Below are 22,934 nucleotides of genomic sequence, written 5' to 3'. Positions count from 1 at the left end.
ACGTACGTAGAATGCACAATAAGTCCCACGGAACTAGTTAGTTTTTTTTAAGGGTCATTTTAACCAGCACAGATAGCCATGGTACTGCTCAAAATAATAGAGCATTATATAGAGCTGCTCATATTTAGCATAGTAGCCGGGCTGCTCGGCTCACTGACAGGGCTGGGCGGCGGTACGGTACTGGTACCACTACTAACGCTATTCCTCGGAATACCAATAGCCTATGCCGCCGGGGCATCGCTAATATCCACAATAGCCACATCGAGCGGCGCCGCCAGCGCATACATTAGGGATAAAATAACCAATGTCAGGATTGGTATGGGCCTCGAGATAGCCACGACCACAGGCTCGATAGTTGGCTCACTAACCGCGGCCTACATATATGCCCACAACTTGGCGTGGATCGTCTACGTGGTGTTCGGCATAGTCATATTGACCTCAATAATACCAACGGCCCAGAGGGGTAAGTACGAAATACCCGACCCAAGGAAGCCCGACTGGACCACCAGGGTCTTTAAGCTCTACGGTAGTTACTATGACGATGCCCTAAAAATGGAGGTTAGGTACTGGGGTGTTCGTTGGTGGCTCGGCGAGTTAATAATGTTCTTTGCCGGCTTCATTAGTGGTTTGTTGGGTATTGGTAGTGGAGCACTGAAGGTTCTTGGGATGGACTGGGCCATGAACTACCCATGAAGGTGAGCACAACAACAAGCAACTTCATGATAGGGGTAACCGCCGCCACGGGCAGTGCCCTGTACTGGTACTTCGGCTATATACAACCCATGCTGGCTGCCGTGACCGCGATAGGCGTCTTGATAGGGGCTATGTCCGGTACGAAGATACTGGTGAGGATAACGAATAAGCAGGTTAGGTGGGTCTTCCTCGCAATACTTGCCTTCCTCGGCATGGAGATGCTATTGAAGGGTCTCTACCTGGATCACATAATAACGATAGCCGTGGCGACCCAGTACATATTGAGTATTATCTTCACCGCAATAGTAATGACGATACTCTACTACCGCTATGGCGTGTTGATGGCTAGGAATGAGAGGAGGACCGCGGTCAGGGGTGATGGGAATGCCTAAGTGGGACATGGACTACGTGATCGGTTTAACCCTTAGGTACGGCGTGATAATAAGCATAGCCCTAATACTAATTGGTATCGCCTTATTCCATGTTAAGGGCGAGGCCCTTGGGTGTAGTGAGGCCCTTGTCATGAGCCAACATCTCCAATAAACACCACGGTAATACCGCCGGCATACGCCCTGTCAAGACTACCTAACCTGGACCCACTCTCGTTCATAATACTCGGCTCATGGTATTAATAGCAACGCCAGTGCTCAGGGTCGCCCTCGGCATCGCCTCCTTCGCCATGGAGAGGGATTGGCTTTACGTATTCATAACCACCGTGGTCTTCATGAACCTGATGCTCGCGATATTCGTGCTACCATCGATAATGCACCTACACGCCAACATGCAACTGCTCAAACTACTTTGCCCATCCTCACAATGAGACTTATTGGCTTTCCTCAAAGGACACTATTATCGATGCCACTATTATTAGGGCGTAGGCCACCAGCGTTAATGCCGTGGGCACCTGCCTAAAGAGTAGGAAGCCCCATATGGCGGCCAGCACAGGCTCCACGGTGGCTATGACCGAGGCCGTCGAAGCCCTTATCCTAGACACACCCATTGCAAAGAGCCTATAGGGTATTACAGTGGCCACTACGCCCAGGTAGACACCCCATAGGGCCGGCCTAATTATTGGTCTCCAGGAATTCGTAATGACCGAGTATACGATAGCTGTGGGCGCCGTGACTATCAATGTGTAGGGTATTGCGCCCCAGGAAACCTCAACCTCACTACCACCCTTCGCGTAGTACCTAGCCACCGCTATGTATGAGCCGTAAGAAATACCGGAAATTATGCCCAGGGCAACGCCAGGGATTCACAAAACCCCTAACCGTCTGAATGCCGATGAGCACTATCGCAAGTATGACCAGCGAAACGCCAAACACGCCCCTAGGCTCGGCCTCTCACCGAGGACTAACGCTATGAGTGTCGTCCACAGCGGAGCCGTGTAGAGTAGGAAGGCCGCTAATCCCACACCAGCCAGTACGGCAGCTATTGGGTAGGCTGCGAATAACCCACCCAGCGCTATGCCCGCTATTATTGATGACCTACTTAACGACCTACTCACCGGTAGCGCCGCTATTGTTGCGACCACGGACCTAAACAGGGCCAGCATTATTGGGTTGGCACTGTACACGCCAGCGACACCTATTGTTGACCACAGTGCGGCGGCACCAATTATGTAAGCGCCAGGCCATAACCTCAACCGCCCACCCACACGGTGCATGACCTAGGGCAATTAATGAGTATTACGCTCTCCTGGATACTATGGCCACATCCCTGACAAATGCCGTGTACAGGGCCGACGAAGATAAGGCAATCGCAAAAACGAAACCCCAAAGTATTAGGGGCTGCTCTAGGGCTAGTGGCATTAGTATGCTTGAGATTGATGAGGCCATCGTCCTGCCAAGGCCAGTCACGAGACTGTAGAGACCCATGTACCTACCCCTGGTCTTTGGGTCGGCCAAGGCATTGGCTATACTCTGCGACAGTGGTGACACGACCATCTCGGCCATAGTTATGAAGAACATGTCCACAACAGCCCATGGAAAGCTTGGTACAAAGGCCACAGCCAAGTAACTAATGCCGTAAAGAAGCATACCCATCGAGATTAAGCCTGGCCTCCTCAAGTACCTACCAATTAGGTCCTGAAGGAAGACAACCAGCAAACCATTCTCCATGTATAAAAGGCCAACCTGAAATGTAGTTAGGTCATCATGTGCATTATAATAAGTGAGCAATGGGAAGCCTAATTGCCCCATTACGAGGAATGTTAGGAAGGACGGTATTAAAAATAGTGCGAACGCCCTATTTACGTGGAACGTCAATCCAGCCTCAATGGTATAACCGGGCTCGGGCAGAGTCATTAATAACGGTAGTGCAGCCAATGGAATTAATGATCCCAGAAGCATTAGGAGTCTGAAGCCGTAGACCTCATATAGTAAGCCGCCGATGGCGGGTCCAACGGCCCAACCAGCGTTAATTCCCACCCTAAGCCTACTGAAGTACTTCACTAACGACGTGAATTCTCTTGCGTAGTCCCCAACGATTGATGTGTTAGCCACTCCGTAGGCGTTGTTAAAGAAGGATTGTATGAGCACCATGACGACCACGATAAGGGGTTTATTGATTATGTAAGCAATTATTAGGGCAATTGACGATACTACGGACGACACGGCCATAGTCCGTACTCTTCCTATAAAGTCTGCCAGGTAACCACCCACCATGAATGCTATGGAACTAACCACGGCTTGGGCTATGTAGAATAGCGAGACCAGGGTGAGGGGTAGTTTGTAGTATTGGTATAGGGCGAATCCCGTGAACGACCACAATAACGAACCGCCCAGCGCTCGTATGGCGCCTATCAATGCAAGTTTATTGCTTAATTCCATTTGGGCATGCCATTTTACTTGCCCTAATAAATTATTTCGCTTGATTAATCATCCTTTTAAGGCACTAAATTGATTAGCCACACTGTGTTTAACCCATTGATATTACTGGCAATACTCGTGGCAATGCCCAATAGTACCGCGTATCAGCAGGTCAACCCATTAATCAATAATTACGGGGTCTATACATACCCTATCAATTACGCAGTTATCTACAACCACGTGATCGGCTCCGGAACCTACATAATGACCATAGCCCCAGGCACGTATTACTCGGTCAGCATCTATGGCCCTGGTCCATTGGGGCTTTATCTAGCGTCTAATACGAACGTATTAACACTGGTACTGAGTAGCCAGGGGCTCAGCGAATTAAAAACCGGGGCCACTGTTAAACCATTATTTGCGTACTATGGGCAGGCACTCAATGCAACAATCGAGTTACCCGGTGGTGAGTACTACATCGTCGTTATTAATAATGGTTCATTAATAGCCCAGGTAATGCTCGTGACGACGCACGGCTACCCAACACCAATTGTGAATGCGCCAATTGGCGTTGTTGATTATGGATTAATGCCTTCGCAGGTCGGTTATATACCGTACTCATACACAACAAGTGAATTCCTTGGTGAGGCCAGGATATTGAGCGCCAGTTTCCAGCCGCTAACCAACTGCTCCTCACTACCGCCTGGCTCGTTCTCCCTGCAGTTAAATGCCGTGCTCGAGATGACAATTAACAACCAAACCCAGTATTACTGGGTTCAAAACGTCCTAATTATCAACCCCACCTACGATTTGATGGCCCCGTTAGTGAATGTATGGAATATGAGTAGTACGAACTTGACTATGAATCCACTGCTCATTATTGGGCATGGCTCGGTGGTGAATAACGAGGTCTACGCATTCATGGGTAACTGGACGCCCTACGAAATGCCCCTGGCGGTTAACCTAACGATTACTACGAATAGGACCGTTAATGGCTACCCCCAGGTACTCATTGGCTACTCTATGGGTGGCATTAATGCGCTTGTTGATAATGTTACGTTCCTAATGACCCCATCATGGGCCCATACCTAGTCGTGAATGGCTCCGAATACTCACCACTGGGTTACCTAATTGATGCTGAGTTCGTGATTGGAGGCCCGGGGTGTGGCGCGATGGTGAGGGCTAATGAACTAAATGCTGTCCTATCACTTTACTATAGGGGGCCCGGTGGTGGTTTATTGCCAGTGCCGAGTGCCTGGAGCATGGGTAGTGACACGGGTGAGACCGTGGTTAACGCCAGGGCCTACGCCATATCACCAGGTACCGTGGGTGTAACAATTGGTAGTGAGTATGTTGGCCCCTTAACCAATGCTGATTACCTGGCATTCCTAATACTCAATGACTACCTACTCAATAATCAAAGCATAACCTCCATTGAGTTGCCATTACCCGTTAATTCTAGGGTGTTCGTAACGACCCCACGGGATGTTTACCTAGGGAATAACACGCTACTTAGGTTAGCCGGTCTACTTATTAATAATGAGTACGTCAATTTCACGGAGTTAATGCTGGTGATGAATCAATCATACGTAGTTAATTACCTATGGACTAAATATTACAGGTTAAGCATAGTCGACGCGTCAAACCAACTCACGAACATGAGCGGCTGGTATAATGGGATAGTATAGTCAATATTACTGTACCTAAACAATTGTTTACCTAGGCAACGAGACAAGGCTTGTATTCGCCGGCTTCACCACAAACGCGACGCACTACACTATTGTGAGTAATACGCTGGTACTGCTCATGGACATGCCCGTGACCGTAACCATTAATTGGATCAGGGAGTACAACACCTCGTTAACCCTATACACATTAATGGGGCTTACGTCGGCACGACATACCTGGGGTGGGTTAGGTATGGTGAGGGGGTAACCAACGTGAGCATTAATGGAATCACCTATGAGTTGAGGACCCCGTTGATAATAAGCGGTGTGAACGGCACAGCAGTGCTCAATGCCGAGTACAGGGAATTCAACGTTAGAGACGCCCTGGGCCTGCCCGAGCCCTTCACCCAAGTCGTTATTAAGTGCGGTGGTCAGGAATTGATTGGTGTGACGAACGCCTATGGAGTGACCCAGGAATTACTAATACCAATTGGCACGGGTTGCATGATTGAGGCCCCCGTAATTGGTTACTACGGAATTGCGCTTGTAACCGCCATAATCCTAATTGCCGCATTGGCGGTTATGCGGTTAATACGGCGGCGCTAACCCCTCAACTTACTATAGCCGAGTATTGCGTATATATCGGCAACTATGTAGAGTATTAACCCGACGATTATTATCGTTAGTAATGCACCAAGCCAGTACCACCTAGCCGCACTCCCAAAATCACTCACGCCGCTTGACCTACTCAATTCATTATAGGCATTCCTCAGGAAGAAACCACTTATTAATATGATTATGTAGAAGGCCACGAAGAATGCCATGGCCACACCCGCCTTACTCAGCGCGCCTGGACCCATGTAAATGAGCGATAGGTAAGCAGTACCCGCCAGTATGAACGCCAGTACTACACCACCGACTATCGCAGTTATTAACGCGTAGAGGGCGTTATTCCAAATCGCGTTATTCCCATAGGCCCTGGACAACTTATTCAGCGCTATTAGCACTAGTATGTCGCCTATTATGCTCACGTAGGGTATTAACATGAGTATCGAGCCGACGAGGCCAAGAGTACCTGCGGACCTAACATCCTCCTGAGAGCCCATTAATTCGCTAATCAACGCATTACTTAATTAAGACTTAATAAGTATATCATTGAATATACAAAAGTAATCAATAAACACTGGGGAATAAACAAGAAAATTACTAGGCTCTCCACCATTCAAAGGCTATGTAGTGAATCTTACCATCAGCCTCACTCTGCGTTGCCAGGACAAACCTCTTATTCACGCTGTGGCTAAGTCTCGCCGCCCTCGTAATGTCCAGGGCACTCACGGCCCTCCTAGGCTCGATAAAGTGTAGCAGGACTGGTGCGTGGTCAATGCCTGGCCCCCTCTCGTAAACCGCGAATAATGAGCCAAACTTAAGCCCGCTCTTGACAACAAAGCTCCATCCCTCAACTCCCTATAGATGGTGTATACCTGGTCGAAGTTATTCACGGTACTTCTCCCAACCCTAACTAGGTCATCCCTCGTTAGCCTATTACCATCATTATCAAGGACCTCCAGGATACCCTTATCCACCAGGTATAGGGCCTCTATGATGGATAACTGGAGTGGTGAGTTGACGTTGTTAACCTCGCTGAGTTTAACCTTGTCCTCATTAACGAACTTCCCGAAGAAGCCCATTGAATAAAGTCTCCTGGCCTCGGTAATGTCCGTAACAACCACCGCACCGCCTATTAGGTAACCCCTGAACACGCCATTGGATGCACCACAGTTATTAAAAACCAAACCCCATAAACATGATCGCTGCCTCTCACTCCCTCGGGCTCTGACGGTTGCGATGCTATTATCCGCAACGCCCAGCCTCCTCATCTCCTCCTCATTGCACCAAACCTCGTTCCTAGGCACGTCCTCGCTGGGTATTACAGCGAACACGTACTTCCTTTCCCTGGAACCACCACCAACAAGCACCACCTCAACCCTATCCCTAATCTCTAACTCCTTCATGGTCTCAGGTTCATCTTGGCCTTACCCTCATCAACATCCGTCCTACGCCTAATCCTCAACCTCCTCTCACGCCTCTCCCTCTTCTCCTCCGGCTTAATTCCGCTTGGCGTTAGGAAGCTTGGTATCAAGAGCTTCCTCGCAGGCTTACCCTCACCCGGCTTATTCTCGCTCATCAACCTAACCAATGCGTGAACCTCTTATTTATTCTTAACCTCATTAATCAAGCCCAACTCCCTGGCGCAATCAACGCAGTACCTACTAAGCCCAACCCTAACACTATCCCTCCTACAAACCAGCCTACCACACCTGGCGCAATGCCCAACTGCAAGCCTTGAGTGGCATACCTGGCACAGGGTTGCCGAGCAGGCCCTGCACACGTTCATTGAGTAATCGAAGTCGTCAATGCACACGTACCTACCGCAGATACGGCACCTAATAACCGCGGGCCTCTCCTCACAAATTTCGCAGAGGTGTGTTGGCTTAATGCTTAACGGTTGGTACCGCATTTTTAAGTCCTCACTCGAGTGATGCGAGGTATTGAAGGATGTCGGTCCTGGTTATTATGCCCACGGGCTTACCACCACTAACCACTATCAACCTACCAATCTTGTTAACCGTCATAAGCCTCATCGCGTCGTATATGTCCGCCTCCTTATCAATCGTAGGCACATCCCTCCTCACGTAATCCTCAACCCTGGCGTTTAGGTTGCCCTCGTAGTAAGCCCTGGCTATTTCGCTGGTCGTTATTAAACCAACTATCTTACCCTCACCATCAATGACTGGGAGGGCCCTAATCTTCCTCTCGGCGAATACCCTGGCAGCTTCCTTAAGTGGTGAGTCATGCTTTATGGTTATTACGTTCCTACTCATTAAAGTCTCAACCTTAACCTTTGGTATGGCTATCAACTTATTAATGGCAACGACCAATTCCCTCAACCCCTCATTCTTCTCAGTAATCACGCCCTCAATTATAACCCTACTATTCGCCGTAGGCCCAATCCTAACATTATCGCCAATCCTGATGTTCTTCATATCACCAATAACCCTAACAAGCCCTGTTACTGAATGGGTTAATGACGTCGAGGAGTTCAATACCCGTCACGTATAGGTTCGTGGGCAACTTATTAATTGATATTGGCGCTATGTCCAGGGCGAAGACCGTGTTCGCGGGCATCTTGACATACTCAAGGGCCTTCTGCGTGGGTACATAACCACCGTAGGGCCCGGTCTTAGACTCTATGTAGCCCATGGCCCTCAGGGCGACCATGGAATTCCTAACAGTACCCTCATTAATACCGAGCTTCTCAGCAATATCCCTAGACTTAACGGGCTTCTTAGACATCATGTACAACTCAACAAGCGCATTGAGTATTGAAGCATACGTCGACGGCAACTTCTCAATCATCATGCCAATCACCCCGGTTATATTTAATAAAATATATTTATAATTTTTATTCACCGTAGAATCCACGGGCTTGTTAATCCATTATTAATAATTATCCTTAATTATTTATAATTCGATAATGAACGATAAACCCTAACCTTCCTATTACCGCGAATCTCATAACCAAAGACCACCAGGCCCCGCCTAACGAGCGAATTCAACGCCTTATAAACGCCCTGAATCGTTGCCGCGCCGCCCAGTCTCTCCCAAACCTCATAGGCCGTCAACGGCCTAGAGCCCTCCAAAACCCCGAGTACGGCCTCCTGGAGTTTAGTCAAGCCACCAAGCTCCCTACCAACCCTGTACTCCTTAATCCCCGTACCCGTTATAACGACTACATAATCCCTACCCAAGGTCGATGCCACGGCATAGGCCATGGCGGACACGGCTTAACATACATGCCACTCCTAGCCAACTCAATCATCGACCTTATGGTCTCCTCATCACCAACACTGACGACACTAGCCCCGGCAACCTCAATAAGCCAATTACTGATGTCGGTCATTCGGCCAGCCCTATGCCTAACGAGAACGAGCCTCGGTAGGTCACCAATAAAGCCCCACTCACGTAATTCCCTGAAACCCTCATAAACCGCCAGGGCCAGGTAACCCCTCTCCATGGGCAGTACCACACCCTCAACCTCACCGACCTGCTCATAGAGCTCGTAGGCTATTGTCTTAATGCCGTCGAGGAATAGCGCTCGCCATATGCCGTGGTAATACTACTGCCGCCACTAAATTCAATAATTACATTACCCATTGTTGATAACCTAAGGAGCTCGGTATAGGCACCAACTTCGTCTGGGTTCACGTAAACCCTAACATTAACACCAGCCGCATTTGCGTATGTCGCTATCGACAGTGTGAAGTCCTCCTCGAACAAAACCCTGACCTCATCCTCTGCATTACTAACTAGTACTGATGAGCCCCTATCCATGAATGACCCAGTGGGGTTCCTGGACTCATCCTTAATGAGTATGCCATTAACCCTCCTAATCCTCGTGAAGCCCTCGCCGAGAGTCACAACCCTATTGCCATAATTCAGCGCCGACGCGTACCTAAGGATGCTCGGCTTCTCCCTATCAATCCTCAAAACACCCCTTGGCTCCGTTATTAATGGGAAGCCGCACCTGGGGCATAGTGGGCCATCACTGGGTCCCGAGTAACCGCATCTAAGGCACCTGAACCTCACATTAACGGGCATTACCCAACTTAATTAATTAGTTAAATAGGGTAAAAGTTTTGTCCTGCTCTGCATAACGCCTGTCAGCATCATGTTAAATACCCAGTGATTCGAGAGTTTCCTGCCAGGCATGGCTAATGAGGTTGGCTTCATTGTCAATGTGGAGAGCCCATTGGTGTACATAGTGTCGATAAAGAGAAACAGCGGTGTTAATCGTTATGACTACGTGTACATACCCATGAGGGACTACGTCGATGATAAGGAGGTTAACGTGAACGTGCTCGGCCAGGTACTATGGATAAGACGAGAGCCTATAGGGTTGGGGTTGATGGTTACGTAGCCGACGTCCTAGACGACATGCCCAGGGACAGCATTGTCGAGGTTGTGCAGGCCAGGGTTATGGTGCTCGGCTATAAGTACGGCGACAAGATATACATGCCAAGGACAACCCCAGCCGTGGGCACGCCGGTTTACCTGGCTGATACTAGCATGGTGAGCGAGTTCGTGAGAGTTGACCCAAAGAGGGCCCTATGCATTGGTAGGCTCTCCCTCAGGTCCAACGTACCCTACTGCATAGACATGAACGGCCTCAGGAGCACCTAGCCATAATAGCATCCACGGGCTCTGGGAAGACCTGGTCCTCAGTAATACTCATTGAGGAATTACTGAAGAAGGGCGCCACGATACTCGTCATAGACCCACACGGCGAGTACGTACACATAAAGAACAGCATCTCGAGACTCGGCCCTCAATTCCTCGATAAGGTCACCGTGATAACGGCGTCCGAGGTAGGTACAGGTGATTTGAGGTATAAAATAAACACGATGAAGGTTCAACCGGAGATTTTGGCTGATGTGGCCGGTGTACCGAGGGGCGCCTCCAAGATTAGGTACGTCATTTACCTGGTCCATACCCTGGTCAGGATAATCGTTAAGTACGGCGGCGCCAAGCAGTTGGGTACCTGGACTCAATGATCAAGGTTATTAATGAGGTCCTGGATCACGGCGCTAACACGGGTATTGACAGGGTACTGAGGAAGCTTAATGTAACGCTTAGTGATGAGGGTAGGAGGAAGGCGGAGAAGGTGCTGAAGGAGCTTGAGGACCTAATAGATAGTAAGACGAAGAAGGCACTGCTCGTGAGCACCAGGGTTTACTTAAGGAGACTTAAGAGGCTTGGGCTTTACACGTACTGGTCACTACCACTCAATAAGGTCCTAAGGCCTGGCTCCGTAACCATTGTCAACCTGGCCGGGCTGAGTGATGAGGTTCAGGACCACGTGGTTTACCACATACTGAGTAGGGTGTTTAGGGCTAGGGTTAACCACGTGAGGAACCTACCAGGTATTAAGTACCCATTCCCAGTGGTTGTCATTCTTGAGGAGGCCCATAGGTTTGCTCAGCCCAGGACCGTCAAGTCAACACTTAGCCTGGGGGTCATCTCGAGGATTGCCGGTGAGGGGCGTAAGTTCGGCGTTTACCTAGTCGTAATAACCCAGAGGCCGTCAAAGATCGACCCGGACGTGCTAAGCCAATGTAATAGTCAGATAATACTAAGGCTCGTTAATCAGAGGGACGTAATGGCCGTACTCAGCGCCAGCGAGGTGCTTAATGAGGAGCTCGGTCGCCTAATACCAATGCTTGATGTTGGTGAGGGTATAGTGGTCGGCCCAATAACGCCATTGCCACTCGTGATTAGGCTCAGGGATAGGGTACTTGATTACGGAGGCTCTGACATAGACCTAAGCAAGGCGTGGGGTGCACAGGTTGACTTAAACATTGAGGAGTTGAGGAAGAAGGTTGAGAGGGTCCTTAGCACCAGGGTTAGTGCGAGGAGAATGATTGAGGCGGTCCCGTTGATTAATGAAGTGGATGGTGTGGGCATGGATACAGGCATCCTCAGCGGTAGGGTCGGTGATGCCCACGTTGAGGTTAGGCTCGGCGAGAACTCCTGGAGTTGTGAGGTATGTGGTGCATCTTATGAGCCATGCCCACACGTAATAGCCCTGACAGCAAAAGCAATTAAGGATGGGTTACTGAGGGTTGGTTAGAATGCTAATTGCGCAATTAGCCGATATACACCTCGGTCACCGTCAGTACGGGTTAGAGGAGAGGCTCGAGGATTATAACAGGGCATTCCTGAACGCCGTTGATAGGCTCATACAGCTCAGGGAGGAGAGGGGGTTGGATACCGTGATCATTAGTGGGGACTTCTTCGACACCCAGAGACCGTCACCGAGCATTTACATAACGGCGATTAGGGGATTGACGAGACTTAGGGAGGCGGGTATCAGGGTCATAGCCATTAGGGGTAATCACGACTCATCGGTCATAAACCCCGTCGAGAACCCATTGGCTGTGCTTCACCAGATGGGGTTGATTCAGTACCTCGATAATGGCTACGTTGATTTAGGCGGCGTTAGGTTGATTGGTGTTGGTACGGTGTATACGGACATGCAGAGCAAGCTGATTAACTCATTAAATGCCTGAGGGGTGGTGGCATTAACATAGCGGTTATTCACCAATACATTGAGGGCGCGCCGTACATATACCCAATGCCCAATGTCGACGTGTTCATGGTTAATGAAAAGCCACTGGCCCAGTTGGGTATTGAGTACTTCGCGGTTGGTCACATACATGAGCATGGGCTTAAGCACCCGAGGATTAACGCGGTTTACCCAGGCTCGCTCGAGGTTTGGGATGCCAGGGAGTTCGAGATTTATGAGTATGTAGATGGGAAGTTGAGGAAGGTTAAGGACACGGACCAAAGGGCTTCCTACTACTTGATGTTGGTGGTAATGGCGTTAAAGTCAGCGATATTAGGCTTGGGGTTTCCAGGAGGCTTGTCAGGGTGAGGGTTAAGTATGATGAGGCCAGGCCCAGCGTCGTTAGGAGTGATGTGTCGTACATAGCCAGTAACATGGATCAGAGGGGTTCGTTGGTTATCCTGGAGATCGAGGGTAAGGTAGCCAGTGGTTACTCGACCAGGGACTTCAACGCCATTGAACTTAGGAAACTCTTCACGAGGGCCTGGGTAGACATCAGGCTCAGTCTCGAGAGGCAGGTTGGCGAGGGTGAGAGGTCTATTAGGGTTTTTGGTGGTATTAATGAAATAATTAGGCAGGCCCTAAGGTCGAAGCTGGGTAATGATGAGTTGGTGAGTGTGGTTATGGACATAATCGAGAGGGTTAGGGCCGATGATGAGGAGGGTGCCCTAAAGACCCTAGAGAACCTGGTCGGAGTACCACTCAGGGTAGTAAGTCGATAGTTGATTGGCTAGGTGCCCAGAAATGATAACTAGGATCGAGATCGAGAACTTCAGGTCAATAATTAGGGGTAGGGCCGTAATCACCGAGGGCATTAACTTCATACATGGGCCTAATGGCTCAGGGAAGACGAGCATACTGGAGGCAATAGCGATGGCGCTGTACGGCTCAGAATGGGTTAGGGGTAGGTATAGGCTTAGTGACTTGGTTAGGCGCGGCGCATCCAGCGCCATTATTCGCCTAGAGTACATAGGTATCGATGGGCGCAGATACCTGGTACAGAGGGCGTTTAGCACCGAGAAGACCCTTGAGTCGCAGACCTACGTCCTTGATGAGGGTGGTAAGAGGGTTGCGGCTAGGGATAGGGAGGTCACGCAGTTCGTGGTTAGGACGACGGGCATAGACCTTGAGACATTCTCGGAACTACTCTACGTCAGGCAGGGGGAGATTAGGGAGATACTAAGGAGTGGTAGGAGGGGTGAGTTTAAGCTGGATACCTGCTTAGCTTGATGCCATTGAGAGGGCTAGGCAGGACGTGGTTAGGGAGGGGCTTAGGTCCGTGTCTAGTATTACCGAGGGGCTTAGGGGTAGGCTCGAGGTCCTTGAGCGGGAGTTGAGGAGTAGGAAGGAGGAAGTAAGTAGGTTGGAGGGCGAGGTTTCCAACGCGGAGAGGGTCTTGAGCGAGAGGGAGGGGGAGCTTAGGGCTGTTGAGGAGGAGTTGAGTAGGTTAATGAGTAGTGAGGAGGAGTTGGAGGGGCTTGAGGGTGAGTATGCGGAGTTGAGACAGAGACTGACCATGCTTAGTGAGGAGGAGGGTAGGGTCATGAATGAGTTAAATACATTGAAAGAATCCCTAAACCAACTGAGCCAATTGAGGGCTAGGGTCGTTGAGCTCGAGTCCGTGGTCTCAAGGGAGGGTGAGTTGAGGAGCAGGCTTGAGGAATTGATGAGGAGGAGGGATGATGTTAAGGCGAGGCTGGCGCTCGCCCAGAACTATAGGAGGAGGGTTGAGGAGATTAGGAGGGAGTTGGAGAGTATTGATGAGAGTATTAAGGAGTTGAATGATGAACTGGATAGAATTAGTGGACTTAAGGCAAAGGCAGAGGAGTTGAGGAGGGAACTGGCTAGGAAGGCATCAATAGACGTAGAGATTAACAATGCTAGGGAGGAGCTGGCTAGGATCAACGCGGAGATTGAGCATGTGGAGATGGAACTGAGCCTTCTAAAGGGCGGTTCTGTGGAGAGGTGCCCATTGTGTGGTAGGCCATTGAGTAGGGACTTGGCGCAGGAGCTAGTGGCCAGTAGGGAGGTTAGGTTGAGGGAGTTGATGAGGAGGAGGGAGGAGTTAGTGAGTAGGTTGGGTAGCTTAGCGGTGAAGCCGAGGAGTTGAGTAGGTTGGAGGGTGAGTTGAGGGGTATTGAGGGTGAGTTGGGTAAGGAGGGCGTTATTAGGGCGTCTCTTGAGGAATTACGTAGCAGGAGGGATTCATTGGTCGAGGAGTTATCGAGAATTGGCAGTTATGATGAGGAATCACTGAGGAGGGAGTTGGAGGGTGTTGAGGGTGAGTTAGGTAGGTTGAATAGGGAGCTTGAGGAGTTGGGTAGGGCTAAGGTTGAGTCGCCGAGTTGAGGGGTAAGTTGGCAAGCGCTGATGAGCTTGAGAGGAGGGTTAGGGATTATGAGTCTAGGTTGTTGAGTATACGTAGTGAGAGGTTGGGCATTGAGGGTAGGCTTAGGGAGTTGGAGGGGAGGATTAGGGAGCTTGAGGGTGTTAGGGCTAGGATTAAGGAGTTGAGTGTGAGGAGGGACTCGTTGATGAGGGAGGTTGGGGAGTTGAGGGGTAGGGTTAACGCACTTAGGGATAGGATTGAGAAGTTGAGGGGCGAGTTAACGGGTAGGGAATCGGAGTTGGGTAGGGTTAGGGGTGAGTTGAATAGGTATGTTGGCGCCTCTGACATGCTCAGTAGGCTTCAGCAGGTCCTTGATGATGTTAAGCCCGTGGTTAGGAGGATATTCCTTGACTCTGTTAATGAGGAGTTGAATGTGATGATGAAGGAATTGATGCATAAGGCCTCATACGCATCCATGGAGGTTAATGAGGATTACGAGGTGATGGTGAGGAGGAATGACGGGGTCTCACTACCCATTGAGGCTCTGTCGATCGGCGAGAGGAACTTAGTCTCCCTAATGCTTAGGTATGCGATTGCCAGGGTCGTAATGGGCGTAATACCAATATTAATACTTGATGAACCAACCGAGCACCTCGATGAGGAGCATAGGCGTAGGGTTGGTGACTGGATTAGGAGCCTCAGTAATGGTGTTAGGACCGTCATAATAACGTCCCATGTTGATGCCCTGGAGACGATAGCCGACAACGTGATAAGGGTTGGCTTTGTTAATGAGAGGGGTGAGTCCATGTTCGCAAACTCATGATGAAGAAGCAATTTTATATTGGAACTAAGCCATTAACCCGAGGCTATGGCTAGGGGGATACCGGCCTACGCCCTTGGTGGCTTGATAATACTCGTGGGATTCATAGCATCCCTCTCCCTAATACTCTCAATACCATCACCACTAACCACAGTAACCGGCTACCTAAACCTAACAGCAAACGCCTACCTGGGCTTCGGGAGTAACCTACTCGTGGTAATGGGCGTGAATAACTTCAACTTCCCAATAACGGAACTAAGCATCTACATACCGAGGACTGGGACGAACATAACCATAAGCGGCGAGATACCCAGCGGCTCATACTTCATACTAATGATTTACCAGGGGCTGAATAATACCGTTATCATAGCCCCAGGGCTAAGCGTAACCGGCTACCCTGGAAACCTCGCCAACCTGACAAGGTCCGGGTTTGCCTATGGCCTAAACGCCACGGCGGTGGTCTACGGCGTGGTTAAGAAGGGCGTGTTTCAACTAACGACCCAGGACTCAGGCGTCATATACGCAGTGCCACTGATAACGAACCTATCCAGGCCAATCCTCAGGGTTTACATATTCCAAATGGCCCCGATGGGAAGCACAAACATAACGGGCTTCAACCTCATCTCACTTGGGCAGGTGGTTGGTGAGGTTAAGTGCAACGTTAGTGAGCCAATACCGGTATTGCCGAGCGGGCCCACGTACTTCGCAATGAACATATCCTCAATAAACGGCACACTGAGGCCGCTGGGCGTTTGGTACTACTGCAATGCGACACCAACCACATCATTACCATCACTACTCTACCTAAGCATGGCCATGAGGTACGTCTACACCTACAACACCATAGTGATTAGGAGGGAGGACTGGTTCCCCGTATATATAGCGCCAATGCAAATGAGTAATACGTAATAAGCCCAGTCCTCATTAGTAAGGCCGTGAGTGAGGGCCTTAATTACCTATTCAACCCCAGGTCAATAGCCATAATAGGCGCCACGGCTAGGGAGGGTAGCGTCGGCGGTGTAATAACCAGGAACCTACTCACCAAGTTCCGAGGCAGGGTCTACCTAGTTAACCCAAGCTACACAGAATTGATGGGCCACAGGGTCTATAGGTCCGTGCTTGAGGTACCGGGTGAGGTCGACCTAGCCGTAATAGTTACGCCGGCGTCCACGGTACCCAAAATAATCAATGAGTGCGTGGCTAAGGCGTCAAGGTAGCCATAATAATTAGTGGTGGTTTTAGTGAGGTTGGTGAAGATGGGGCAAGACTCGAGGGTGAGGTTAGGAATGCGTCGCAGGGTAGGGTTAGGATACTCGGGCCTAATTGTATTGGTGTTTATAATGCGTTTAATGGCCTTGACACATTCTTCATACCGCAGGGAAGGATGGAGAGGCCTGTGGCGGGACCAATAGCCCTCATAAGCCAAAGTGGCGCGGTTGCTGCGGCAATACTTGATTGGGCGGCCAGGAGGAATATTGGCGTTGGACTAGCCGTAAACTACGGAAACAAACTCGACATTAATGAGGTGGAGTTGCTCGAGGCCTTGGCGGGCAATGATAATGTGAGGGTTATCGTTATGTATATTGAGGGGTTGAAATACCCAGGAGAGGGAAGGAGACTTCTTGAGGTGATGAGGAGGGTTACCAGGACTAAACCGGTGGTTGTTTATAAGGCGGGCAGGTCCAAGTCCTCCGGCAGGGCGGTTAAGTCCCACACGGCGGCCTGGCGGGTAATTACGAAATATACCACGCAATGCTAAGGCAGGCAGGTGCCATAGAGGTTAATAACCTAATGGATGCGCTGGAGGTCGCCAAGGCCCTGGCTACACAGCCGCTGCCCAGGGACAACAGGGTATTGATAATCACGGATAGTGGTGGGGCGGGTGTTCAGGCCGTTGATAATGTGGAGTCCGTTGGGTTAGTGGTCCCTGAACTTCCGCAGGAAATTCGTGACACCCTCTCCAAGTCGCTGCCGCCCTTCGCGAGTACGGCTAACCCGATTGACTTAACTGGCAGTGCCACGGATGCCATGTACAAGTTCGTGCTGGACACGGTACTACCAACGAGCTACGTAGACATGGCGTTAGTACTAGCCAAATGCAGTTGCCGGGCATGACTCCTAAGCTCGCGGATTACATAATAGAGGCGAGGAGGTTTGATAAGCCAATAGTTGTCTTTGGGATTAGCGCTAATGAGGATGCCAAGCCTTTAAGGCGAGGCTTGAGGAGGGCGGTGTGCTACCTATGATAGGCTGGAGACCGCGGCAAATGCATTGAGGGCTCTCTATGAGTATGCAGTGATTAGGGGTTTAGCGCGCCCTCGCTGATAACCTAAACCTGCAGGCCTCCCGCCTATAGACTACGGCGCCTATTACCGTGGTTATCAACACCATGAGTATTATAACGCCGAAATCGCCCATGGTAATCAACCCACTGCTTAATCCAATGGATGCAATCACAAGCCCCATCTCACCCCTCGGTATCATGCCATAACTAACGATTATTGATTCACGGCCACTACGAAGCCTCAGGTAGGCGAATGGTATATGCCAATGACCTTACCCACGATGGCCGCAACGGAGGTCGCGAGGGCCATTACCAAGACCTCAATGTTAAGTATATACTTGAAGTTTAGCTGGAGGCCCATGGCTATGAAGAATATGGAGCCGAATATCGCCAGTAGCACATTCACCGTCTCCCTAACCCTCTGCGAGAACCTGCTTTCGGCAACGGCTACACCGGCTATGAAGGCTGCAATGACCTCGGAGAAGCCCAGGGTGGTCATTATGAGGACAATGCCGAAGAGAACCACTAAGGATGCGTACACGATGGTCTCCTCACCAACTGTTTAGTATCCTCGGTATGAACAATACGGAGAGTAGGAATACCAGGACCCAGAGGGTCACGATCTTTACGGCCGTGATTAACGAGCCGTAGGTAAAGCCACCCGTGCTTACCGTGGCGATCACCATGGATAGGAGTATTAGGGCGACAACATCGTCTATGGAGGCGGCCGTAATTAAAACCTTAGTGCTGGGTAGCCCAGCCAAGCCCTCGCGCTCTATGATCCCGGCAACGACGGCTAGGCTCGTGGGTGCCGTTGATAGGGCAATAATTGAGGACTCCGTAAACGGCAAACCCATACTCACCAAGACCCAGTATACCAGGGCGTAGGGGATTATGGCGCCGAATACTGCGGCCAATGCGCCATATATACCGCCCTCCCTGAGGGTCGATAGGCCGTGCTCAAGGCCTGAGGCGAACAATAGCAGTATCACCGAGAGGTTTGTGAGGAATAGTAGGTAGTCATTAATCGTGAACAACTCCATGTGGAGTACCGCGTTTAGTAAGGAGCCCAGGGCGTATGGGCTTAGGGTAAGCCCGATAAGGAGCTCAGCCACAACCCTTGGGAAGCCATACCTAACGAGTACACCACCCACTAGGTCGGCCAGTAGCACTAGGGTGCTCACCTCAAGTAGCGTGAGGAAAATAACCTCCCCAGTGGGCATCCGCGTGAGTACTTTTCACTCTTAATAAACAATATCGGCGGTCCCCTTAGTGAAAAACAGAAAACAATAACCACCCATAAAGGTGCATTGATGGGTTATGTAATTCACGTAATGAGCAAGGGCCCATTAATCATGGCACTCGGCATTATTTAACGCTTTAAAGCCGGTGATGAAGATGAATGCCGATAGCAGGACCACGGAGGTGAAGTAGGCCGTGGATAGGGGCATTATTAATGACGGATTAATGAGTCTGAGGGCGATGGCATTGTCCATGTACCAGGTAAATGAGTCCATGTATGCGTGAGCTAGGATCATGAGTATTAGGCCCCTCAACCCCCTATTAACGGTTTGATAGGCCTTAAGGAGCATTGACGAGCCTGGGTGGAATAGGAAGGAGACCACGGGCTGGATGGCAAGGCAGACCAGGCTTATGATGGGTGTTAATGCGGCGTAATTAATGCGGGATTTACTGGTGTGGGTATTAACAATGGCAATACCACGCCCATTACTGCGAATGCCACGTCAATAAGGGCGAAGCATAGCTAATGTATGGGGCTGACTTGGGTTCACGATTCCTAATTGCCAAGTACCTAAAGGTTTCCTGGAATATCCCCGCCATCAAGCCCATGTATATTGCCATGGAGTAAATACTCGACTTAACGAGCCCCAGGACTAAGTCTGTGATTGATGCCGCACCCCAATCACAATCTCCCTAATGTGGGTTAGGATATCATGAGAAGCGGCATCTCCTGAAAAATTACCTGCAGTGTTAGTGCGAGGATCATGAAGCCAACACCCATTAGGACCCACGAGGCCCTACCACGCCATGTAAATCGATTGAGCAATATGTAGGCAACGATGGAGGACGCAATTAGGTAGGCGATTGCCAACAACGCAGTCATAAACTGCGCCATGGGTTTGCTCTAATGGATAAAGCTTTTAAGGGTTTTCGTAATCTCCATGCACGTTTATGGACGTAGCCAAGCAGCCCTACGCCGTTAAGTGGCTCATACTTGGCGCACTGATTGGGCTGGCCGCAGGTACCTCGGCACTAACCTTCTACCTAATGCTTAGGTTAACCACATACGTATTCCTAAACCTACTGGTTGGTTATGAGCAACCCGAGCCAGTGGGGCTCGGCGGCTCACTAATGTACGTACACGCATTGAGAGGCCTTGGTTAATACCCGTGTCCACGGTGATTGGCGCTGTGATAGTTGCCTACCTCGCCGGGAAGTTCCGCGAGTCCAGGGCTGGCCTCGACGCAGTCATTGAGGCATACCACGGTAGAAGGAGGCCCTTCAGCAACCCCGTTCTCCACGGCCTTGTTAATGTGGTACTCTCGGCAATAACAATAGGCTCAGGAGGCTCCGCGGGGCCCGAGGCACCTACTGGAAACTTCGGAGGTGGCTTGTCATACTTCATTGCCGAGAGGCTTGGGCTCAATGATGAGGATAGGGCCCTAGCAATGATTGTTGGTATGGGCGCGGCCCTAGGCGCAATATTCAAGGCGCCAATAGGGGGTGCGTTACTCGCAGCTGAACTACCCTATAGGAGGGATCTGGAGGTTAGGGCCCTATACCCGGCCCTCGTGGCCTCGCTGGTGGCTTACGTAATCTTCTGCCTAGTAACTGGCTTCAAGCCATACCTGGGCCAGGTAGCGATGGGCGCGCCCATATTATCGATGCCGTTCTACGTAGCTTTAGGGTTTGTCGATGGTGCCGTAGCCATAATATACATTGAGTCATTAGACCATGCCCGCAGACTGTTCGGCAGATTGGGGGTTAATGATGCGGCCAGGACCGCTATTGGCGGCTTAGTTGTCGGCTTGATCGGTCTCGTAACGCCCCAGGTACTTGGCGCTGGTGAGGGTTGGATGGACTTGGCGATTTACGCAAGGTTAAGCGCCTTCTCCTCGCAGGTAATACCACTCATAACACTCCTAGCCCTGCTTCCACTCATCAAAATAATCTCCACATCAATAACCCTGGGCTCGGGGGAGGTTGGTGGAGTCTTCGCGCCGGGCCTCGTGATTGGCGCCTTCACGGGGCTTGACATGGGCCTACTCCTTCACGGTCTATACCCAACGCTCGCACCTAGCGTCGCCCCCTTCGTAGTAGTGAGCTCCCTGGCAATGTTCGGCGCAGCCTCAAATGCGCCATTAGCTGTCATGGTGATGCTCCTCGAAATGACAAACAACTACCAAGTACTGCCCGAGGCGGTCATTGCATCGGCAATAGCTACCTAATGACGACCTGGAGGTTCACCGTATTCAAAGCCCAGAGAATCAATAGGAGGCACTCTAGGCACGGATAAGCAGGTATAGCTATTGCGCAGTAATTACGGCAGGCAAGCAATCCTTTTTGTAAATGATGGGTTACTGAGCCTTATTACTTAGGTAAGGCGTTGCCTTTTCAATTTTTAACTCAGCGGATTGTTTCAGGAACATGCTGAAAAATAGTAATTGAGACACCACGTAGTGGGGCGCTAAAGTTTTAAAGAATTGATTATAAGAGCATCTTGATATGGGCTTTATAAGGGTTAGGGCTAGGGTATGGAGTGTGGATAAGCTCAGCGAGCCAAGCGAGGTAGAACTCCTGGTGGACACAGGCTCGGTATATACGGTGCTGCCCGTTAAATTAATTAAATGAATTGGGGGTTAGGCCGATGGGTTCGAGGAGGTTTAAGCCTGCGGATGGTGGAATCATTGAGAGGAGTGTTGGCGTTGTTGGTATTGAGGTTCAGGGAATAAGGGCCCGCACGATTGTGGTGTTTGGTGATGAGGGAATATATCTCCTGGGCGCAACAACCCTTGAGGAGCTCGGCCTAGAGGTCGATCCGGCGAACAAAACACTAAGGCCCACCGAGTTACTATTAATGTGAGGCTTGGCGTGGAGCGTGGTTGATTATTTAATGTCCTGGAGGGCCCTCCTAACGGCCTCCCTATGCAGTGGTGTCTGCCAGGCCACATACCTGCCAATGCCAAGCTCAGGATCCCTCCCAGGCGGTTCATCAATCCAAAACTCCGGATTCCTCTCGGGTAGGAAGTAAATTATTAGGTTCTTCTCAACCAACTCATTAATTAACTCCTCCGGCGCGTCCGGGCTCCATAGGGCGTCCGGGTCCCTCACAGCCTCCTCAAGCCACCCACGCCACCTACTGATGAAGCGCGGAGTGATTACTCTCTCATTAGTAATCCTGTTAACCACATCGTCAATGCTCCAATTAGTCTCATATAACTGACCCAACGCCTTTGGATTCCCACCCGTTATCTTCCACACATCCTCGAATAGTGGCTTATCACCAGGTATTTGCCCGTACAATTGTTCAAAACCACCCCTGGGCATATTCCACATGACGTCTATATAGGCCCACCTGTGGCGTCCGATCTCCCTCAGGCTAACGCCCTCACTCGTGGCTGCTATGGTGACTATCCTTTCGTAGCTTTCTGGTGGGTATTCGATTAGGTTTAGTAGGCTTTTACGTATATTGCTGATTCCTTTACGCCGAGTATTTGGAAGGCGTCGTCGACTATTACGGCTATTTTGCCTCTTGTTGCCTTAATCAACTCCTTAGCCATGTCGAAGGCCAACCAAGCCAACCTACCAAGGGCGTTTTGGCTAATGGCCTCCCTAACAAGCCTCATGAACTCCTCCCTCAACTCCTTAACACTAAACTCGGCGAGGACCTCCCTATCAATGGGATTAACGTAAACAACGTCAAAGCCCAATTCTCTGAGCAACTCCGCTGATTGCCTTAACCAGGCAGTCTTACCACAGCCCTCAGGGCCGTAAACCACGTGAACCACGCCCATCCCACGCCCAGCCCAATCCTCAACACGCCTAAGGGCAAGATCCCTATCAACGAAGTCAACCTCAACGCCACCAGCAAACCTCAACCTAACCCTCTTCACGGTTCTACACCCC

Annotated in this window: 34 protein-coding genes and 5 pseudogenes; 23 read left to right on the top strand and 16 right to left on the bottom strand. The window is 50.4% G+C overall.

The annotated features are described in order from the left end of the window. The first annotated feature begins 78 nt into the window (after positions 1-78). From JCM16161_RS15835 to JCM16161_RS15820, 4 genes are all read left to right on the top strand, one after another. Positions 79-693 carry a sulfite exporter TauE/SafE family protein gene (locus JCM16161_RS15835; protein WP_243669562.1) on the top strand — a complete coding sequence of 205 codons (615 nt, stop codon included), beginning with the start codon at positions 79-81 and terminating at the stop codon, positions 691-693. 2 nt (positions 694-695) lie between these two features. Continuing rightward, positions 696-1,085: a sulfite exporter TauE/SafE family protein gene (locus tag JCM16161_RS15830; protein ID WP_243669560.1), complete on the top strand. Its 390-nt coding sequence runs from the start codon at positions 696-698 to the stop codon at positions 1,083-1,085. Then, positions 1,078-1,236 carry a DUF1634 domain-containing protein gene (locus tag JCM16161_RS15825; protein WP_243669558.1) on the top strand — a complete coding sequence of 53 codons (159 nt, stop codon included), beginning with the start codon at positions 1,078-1,080 and terminating at the stop codon, positions 1,234-1,236. The genes JCM16161_RS15830 and JCM16161_RS15825 overlap by 8 nt, the downstream gene beginning before the upstream one ends. A gap of 79 nt (positions 1,237-1,315) precedes the next feature. Further along, positions 1,316-1,513, top strand: coding sequence for a DUF1634 domain-containing protein (locus tag JCM16161_RS15820; RefSeq protein ID WP_243669556.1), 198 nt, complete (start codon positions 1,316-1,318; stop codon positions 1,511-1,513). Positions 1,514-1,516: 3 nt separating this feature from the next. Here JCM16161_RS15820 and JCM16161_RS15815 read toward each other — a convergent pair whose 3' ends face one another. The 3 genes from JCM16161_RS15815 to JCM16161_RS05360 form a co-directional block, all read right to left on the bottom strand. Continuing rightward, positions 1,517-1,891, bottom strand: a complete 375-nt coding sequence (locus JCM16161_RS15815) for a DMT family transporter (RefSeq protein WP_243669554.1) — start codon at positions 1,889-1,891, stop codon at positions 1,517-1,519. Between the two features lie 93 nt (positions 1,892-1,984). Next, complete coding sequence (locus tag JCM16161_RS15810) at positions 1,985-2,350, bottom strand: hypothetical protein (protein ID WP_243669552.1); 366 nt, start codon at positions 2,348-2,350, stop codon at positions 1,985-1,987. Between the two features lie 31 nt (positions 2,351-2,381). After that, positions 2,382-3,524, bottom strand: a complete 1,143-nt coding sequence (locus JCM16161_RS05360) for an MFS transporter (RefSeq protein WP_054855212.1) — start codon at positions 3,522-3,524, stop codon at positions 2,382-2,384. 567 nt (positions 3,525-4,091) lie between these two features. Here JCM16161_RS05360 and JCM16161_RS15805 point away from each other — a divergent pair. From JCM16161_RS15805 to JCM16161_RS15795, 3 genes and pseudogenes are all read left to right on the top strand, one after another. Then, a pseudogene (locus tag JCM16161_RS15805) lies at positions 4,092-5,191 on the top strand (thermopsin). 94 nt (positions 5,192-5,285) lie between these two features. After that, on the top strand, positions 5,286-5,438 hold the full coding sequence (locus tag JCM16161_RS15800; protein WP_243669550.1) for a hypothetical protein: 153 nt from the start codon (positions 5,286-5,288) through the stop codon (positions 5,436-5,438). 5 nt (positions 5,439-5,443) lie between these two features. Beyond that, complete coding sequence (locus tag JCM16161_RS15795) at positions 5,444-5,776, top strand: hypothetical protein (protein ID WP_243669548.1); 333 nt, start codon at positions 5,444-5,446, stop codon at positions 5,774-5,776. Here JCM16161_RS15795 and JCM16161_RS05350 read toward each other — a convergent pair. From JCM16161_RS05350 to JCM16161_RS15765, 9 genes and pseudogenes are all read right to left on the bottom strand, one after another. Then, entirely contained in the window at positions 5,773-6,276 is a 504-nt protein-coding gene (locus tag JCM16161_RS05350) for a DUF996 domain-containing protein (RefSeq protein ID WP_054855211.1), read from the bottom strand. The genes JCM16161_RS15795 and JCM16161_RS05350 overlap by 4 nt on opposite strands. 100 nt (positions 6,277-6,376) lie before the next feature. Next, positions 6,377-6,930 (bottom strand): annotated as a pseudogene (gene endA, locus JCM16161_RS05345) (tRNA-intron lyase). 248 nt (positions 6,931-7,178) lie between these two features. Next, positions 7,179-7,367: a hypothetical protein gene (locus tag JCM16161_RS15790; protein ID WP_243669546.1), complete on the bottom strand. Its 189-nt coding sequence runs from the start codon at positions 7,365-7,367 to the stop codon at positions 7,179-7,181. 12 nt (positions 7,368-7,379) lie between these two features. Next, positions 7,380-7,688 (bottom strand): hypothetical protein, encoded by a 309-nt coding sequence (locus JCM16161_RS05335; protein WP_054855210.1) that lies wholly within the window; start codon positions 7,686-7,688, stop codon positions 7,380-7,382. 10 nt (positions 7,689-7,698) lie between these two features. Beyond that, positions 7,699-8,274 carry a CBS domain-containing protein gene (locus JCM16161_RS15785; protein ID WP_243669544.1) on the bottom strand — a complete coding sequence of 192 codons (576 nt, stop codon included), beginning with the start codon at positions 8,272-8,274 and terminating at the stop codon, positions 7,699-7,701. Next, positions 8,228-8,590: an Rrf2 family transcriptional regulator gene (locus JCM16161_RS15780; RefSeq protein WP_243669542.1), complete on the bottom strand. Its 363-nt coding sequence runs from the start codon at positions 8,588-8,590 to the stop codon at positions 8,228-8,230. The genes JCM16161_RS15785 and JCM16161_RS15780 overlap by 47 nt, the downstream gene beginning before the upstream one ends. Before the next feature lie 98 nt (positions 8,591-8,688). Then, entirely contained in the window at positions 8,689-8,991 is a 303-nt protein-coding gene (locus tag JCM16161_RS15775) for a hypothetical protein (protein WP_243669540.1), read from the bottom strand. Further along, positions 8,961-9,257 carry a hypothetical protein gene (locus JCM16161_RS15770; RefSeq protein ID WP_243669538.1) on the bottom strand — a complete coding sequence of 99 codons (297 nt, stop codon included), beginning with the start codon at positions 9,255-9,257 and terminating at the stop codon, positions 8,961-8,963. Before JCM16161_RS15770 ends, JCM16161_RS15775 begins: the two co-directional genes overlap by 31 nt. A gap of 38 nt (positions 9,258-9,295) precedes the next feature. After that, positions 9,296-9,829, bottom strand: a complete 534-nt coding sequence (locus JCM16161_RS15765; RefSeq protein ID WP_243669536.1) for a pyridoxal-phosphate dependent enzyme — start codon at positions 9,827-9,829, stop codon at positions 9,296-9,298. A gap of 109 nt (positions 9,830-9,938) precedes the next feature. Here JCM16161_RS15765 and JCM16161_RS15760 point away from each other — a divergent pair, with 109 nt between their 5' ends. The 13 genes and pseudogenes from JCM16161_RS15760 (at position 9,939) to JCM16161_RS05300 (ending at position 17,827) form a co-directional block, all read left to right on the top strand. Further along, a complete protein-coding gene (locus JCM16161_RS15760) occupies positions 9,939-10,148 on the top strand; it encodes a hypothetical protein (RefSeq protein ID WP_243669534.1) in 210 nt (69 codons plus the stop codon). Then, entirely contained in the window at positions 10,103-10,411 is a 309-nt protein-coding gene (locus JCM16161_RS15755) for a hypothetical protein (RefSeq protein ID WP_243669532.1), read from the top strand. Before JCM16161_RS15760 ends, JCM16161_RS15755 begins: the two co-directional genes overlap by 46 nt. Positions 10,412-10,416: 5 nt before the next feature. Further along, on the top strand, positions 10,417-10,782 hold the full coding sequence (locus JCM16161_RS15750) for an ATP-binding protein (protein ID WP_243669596.1): 366 nt from the start codon (positions 10,417-10,419) through the stop codon (positions 10,780-10,782). Next, positions 10,779-11,858 (top strand): hypothetical protein, encoded by a 1,080-nt coding sequence (locus JCM16161_RS15745; protein ID WP_243669530.1) that lies wholly within the window; start codon positions 10,779-10,781, stop codon positions 11,856-11,858. Before JCM16161_RS15750 ends, JCM16161_RS15745 begins: the two co-directional genes overlap by 4 nt. Before the next feature lies 1 nt (position 11,859). Next, positions 11,860-12,297 (top strand): DNA repair exonuclease, encoded by a 438-nt coding sequence (locus JCM16161_RS15740; RefSeq protein WP_243669529.1) that lies wholly within the window; start codon positions 11,860-11,862, stop codon positions 12,295-12,297. A gap of 65 nt (positions 12,298-12,362) precedes the next feature. Beyond that, on the top strand, positions 12,363-12,662 hold the full coding sequence (locus tag JCM16161_RS15735; protein ID WP_243669527.1) for a hypothetical protein: 300 nt from the start codon (positions 12,363-12,365) through the stop codon (positions 12,660-12,662). Continuing rightward, entirely contained in the window at positions 12,659-13,075 is a 417-nt protein-coding gene (locus JCM16161_RS15730) for a hypothetical protein (protein WP_243669525.1), read from the top strand. The genes JCM16161_RS15735 and JCM16161_RS15730 overlap by 4 nt, the downstream gene beginning before the upstream one ends. Positions 13,076-13,079: 4 nt before the next feature. Further along, entirely contained in the window at positions 13,080-13,583 is a 504-nt protein-coding gene (locus JCM16161_RS15725) for an SMC family ATPase (protein ID WP_243669523.1), read from the top strand. A 25-nt stretch (positions 13,584-13,608) separates the two neighbouring features. Then, the gene (locus JCM16161_RS15720; protein ID WP_243669521.1) at positions 13,609-14,463 is read left to right on the top strand and encodes a hypothetical protein; all 855 of its coding nucleotides are present in this window, start codon (positions 13,609-13,611) and stop codon (positions 14,461-14,463) included. Beyond that, positions 14,460-14,702, top strand: coding sequence for a hypothetical protein (locus JCM16161_RS15715; protein WP_243669519.1), 243 nt, complete (start codon positions 14,460-14,462; stop codon positions 14,700-14,702). Before JCM16161_RS15720 ends, JCM16161_RS15715 begins: the two co-directional genes overlap by 4 nt. Further along, positions 14,699-15,505, top strand: coding sequence for an AAA family ATPase (locus JCM16161_RS15710; RefSeq protein ID WP_243669517.1), 807 nt, complete (start codon positions 14,699-14,701; stop codon positions 15,503-15,505). Before JCM16161_RS15715 ends, JCM16161_RS15710 begins: the two co-directional genes overlap by 4 nt. A gap of 45 nt (positions 15,506-15,550) precedes the next feature. Next, positions 15,551-16,411: a hypothetical protein gene (locus JCM16161_RS05305; protein WP_054855209.1), complete on the top strand. Its 861-nt coding sequence runs from the start codon at positions 15,551-15,553 to the stop codon at positions 16,409-16,411. Between the two features lie 26 nt (positions 16,412-16,437). Beyond that, positions 16,438-17,827, top strand: a pseudogene (locus tag JCM16161_RS05300) (CoA-binding protein). On the opposite strand, the pseudogene JCM16161_RS05295 reads toward JCM16161_RS05300, so the two are convergent. From JCM16161_RS05295 to JCM16161_RS05285, 3 genes and pseudogenes are all read right to left on the bottom strand, one after another. Next, positions 17,810-19,009 (bottom strand): annotated as a pseudogene (locus tag JCM16161_RS05295) (cation:proton antiporter). The pseudogenes JCM16161_RS05300 and JCM16161_RS05295 overlap by 18 nt on opposite strands. Before the next feature lie 126 nt (positions 19,010-19,135). Beyond that, positions 19,136-19,411, bottom strand: a complete 276-nt coding sequence (locus JCM16161_RS05290; RefSeq protein ID WP_054855208.1) for a hypothetical protein — start codon at positions 19,409-19,411, stop codon at positions 19,136-19,138. 320 nt (positions 19,412-19,731) lie between these two features. Next, complete coding sequence (locus JCM16161_RS05285) at positions 19,732-19,923, bottom strand: hypothetical protein (RefSeq protein WP_054855207.1); 192 nt, start codon at positions 19,921-19,923, stop codon at positions 19,732-19,734. A 56-nt stretch (positions 19,924-19,979) separates the two neighbouring features. Between JCM16161_RS05285 and JCM16161_RS15705 the strand changes: the two genes are divergently transcribed. The 3 genes from JCM16161_RS15705 (at position 19,980) to JCM16161_RS15700 (ending at position 21,891) form a co-directional block, all read left to right on the top strand. After that, the gene (locus tag JCM16161_RS15705) at positions 19,980-20,192 is read left to right on the top strand and encodes a hypothetical protein (RefSeq protein WP_243669515.1); all 213 of its coding nucleotides are present in this window, start codon (positions 19,980-19,982) and stop codon (positions 20,190-20,192) included. Between the two features lie 5 nt (positions 20,193-20,197). Further along, a complete protein-coding gene (locus JCM16161_RS05280) occupies positions 20,198-21,256 on the top strand; it encodes a chloride channel protein (protein ID WP_243669513.1) in 1,059 nt (352 codons plus the stop codon). A 419-nt stretch (positions 21,257-21,675) separates the two neighbouring features. After that, complete coding sequence (locus tag JCM16161_RS15700) at positions 21,676-21,891, top strand: hypothetical protein (RefSeq protein WP_243669511.1); 216 nt, start codon at positions 21,676-21,678, stop codon at positions 21,889-21,891. A gap of 23 nt (positions 21,892-21,914) precedes the next feature. Here the strand turns inward: JCM16161_RS15700 and JCM16161_RS05270 are convergent. Next, positions 21,915-22,921, bottom strand: a pseudogene (locus JCM16161_RS05270) (ATP-binding protein). Positions 22,922-22,934 lie beyond the last annotated feature (13 nt).

The organism is Vulcanisaeta sp. JCM 16161, assembly GCF_001316285.1.
This window is presented reverse-complemented; position numbering and strand designations above follow the sequence as displayed.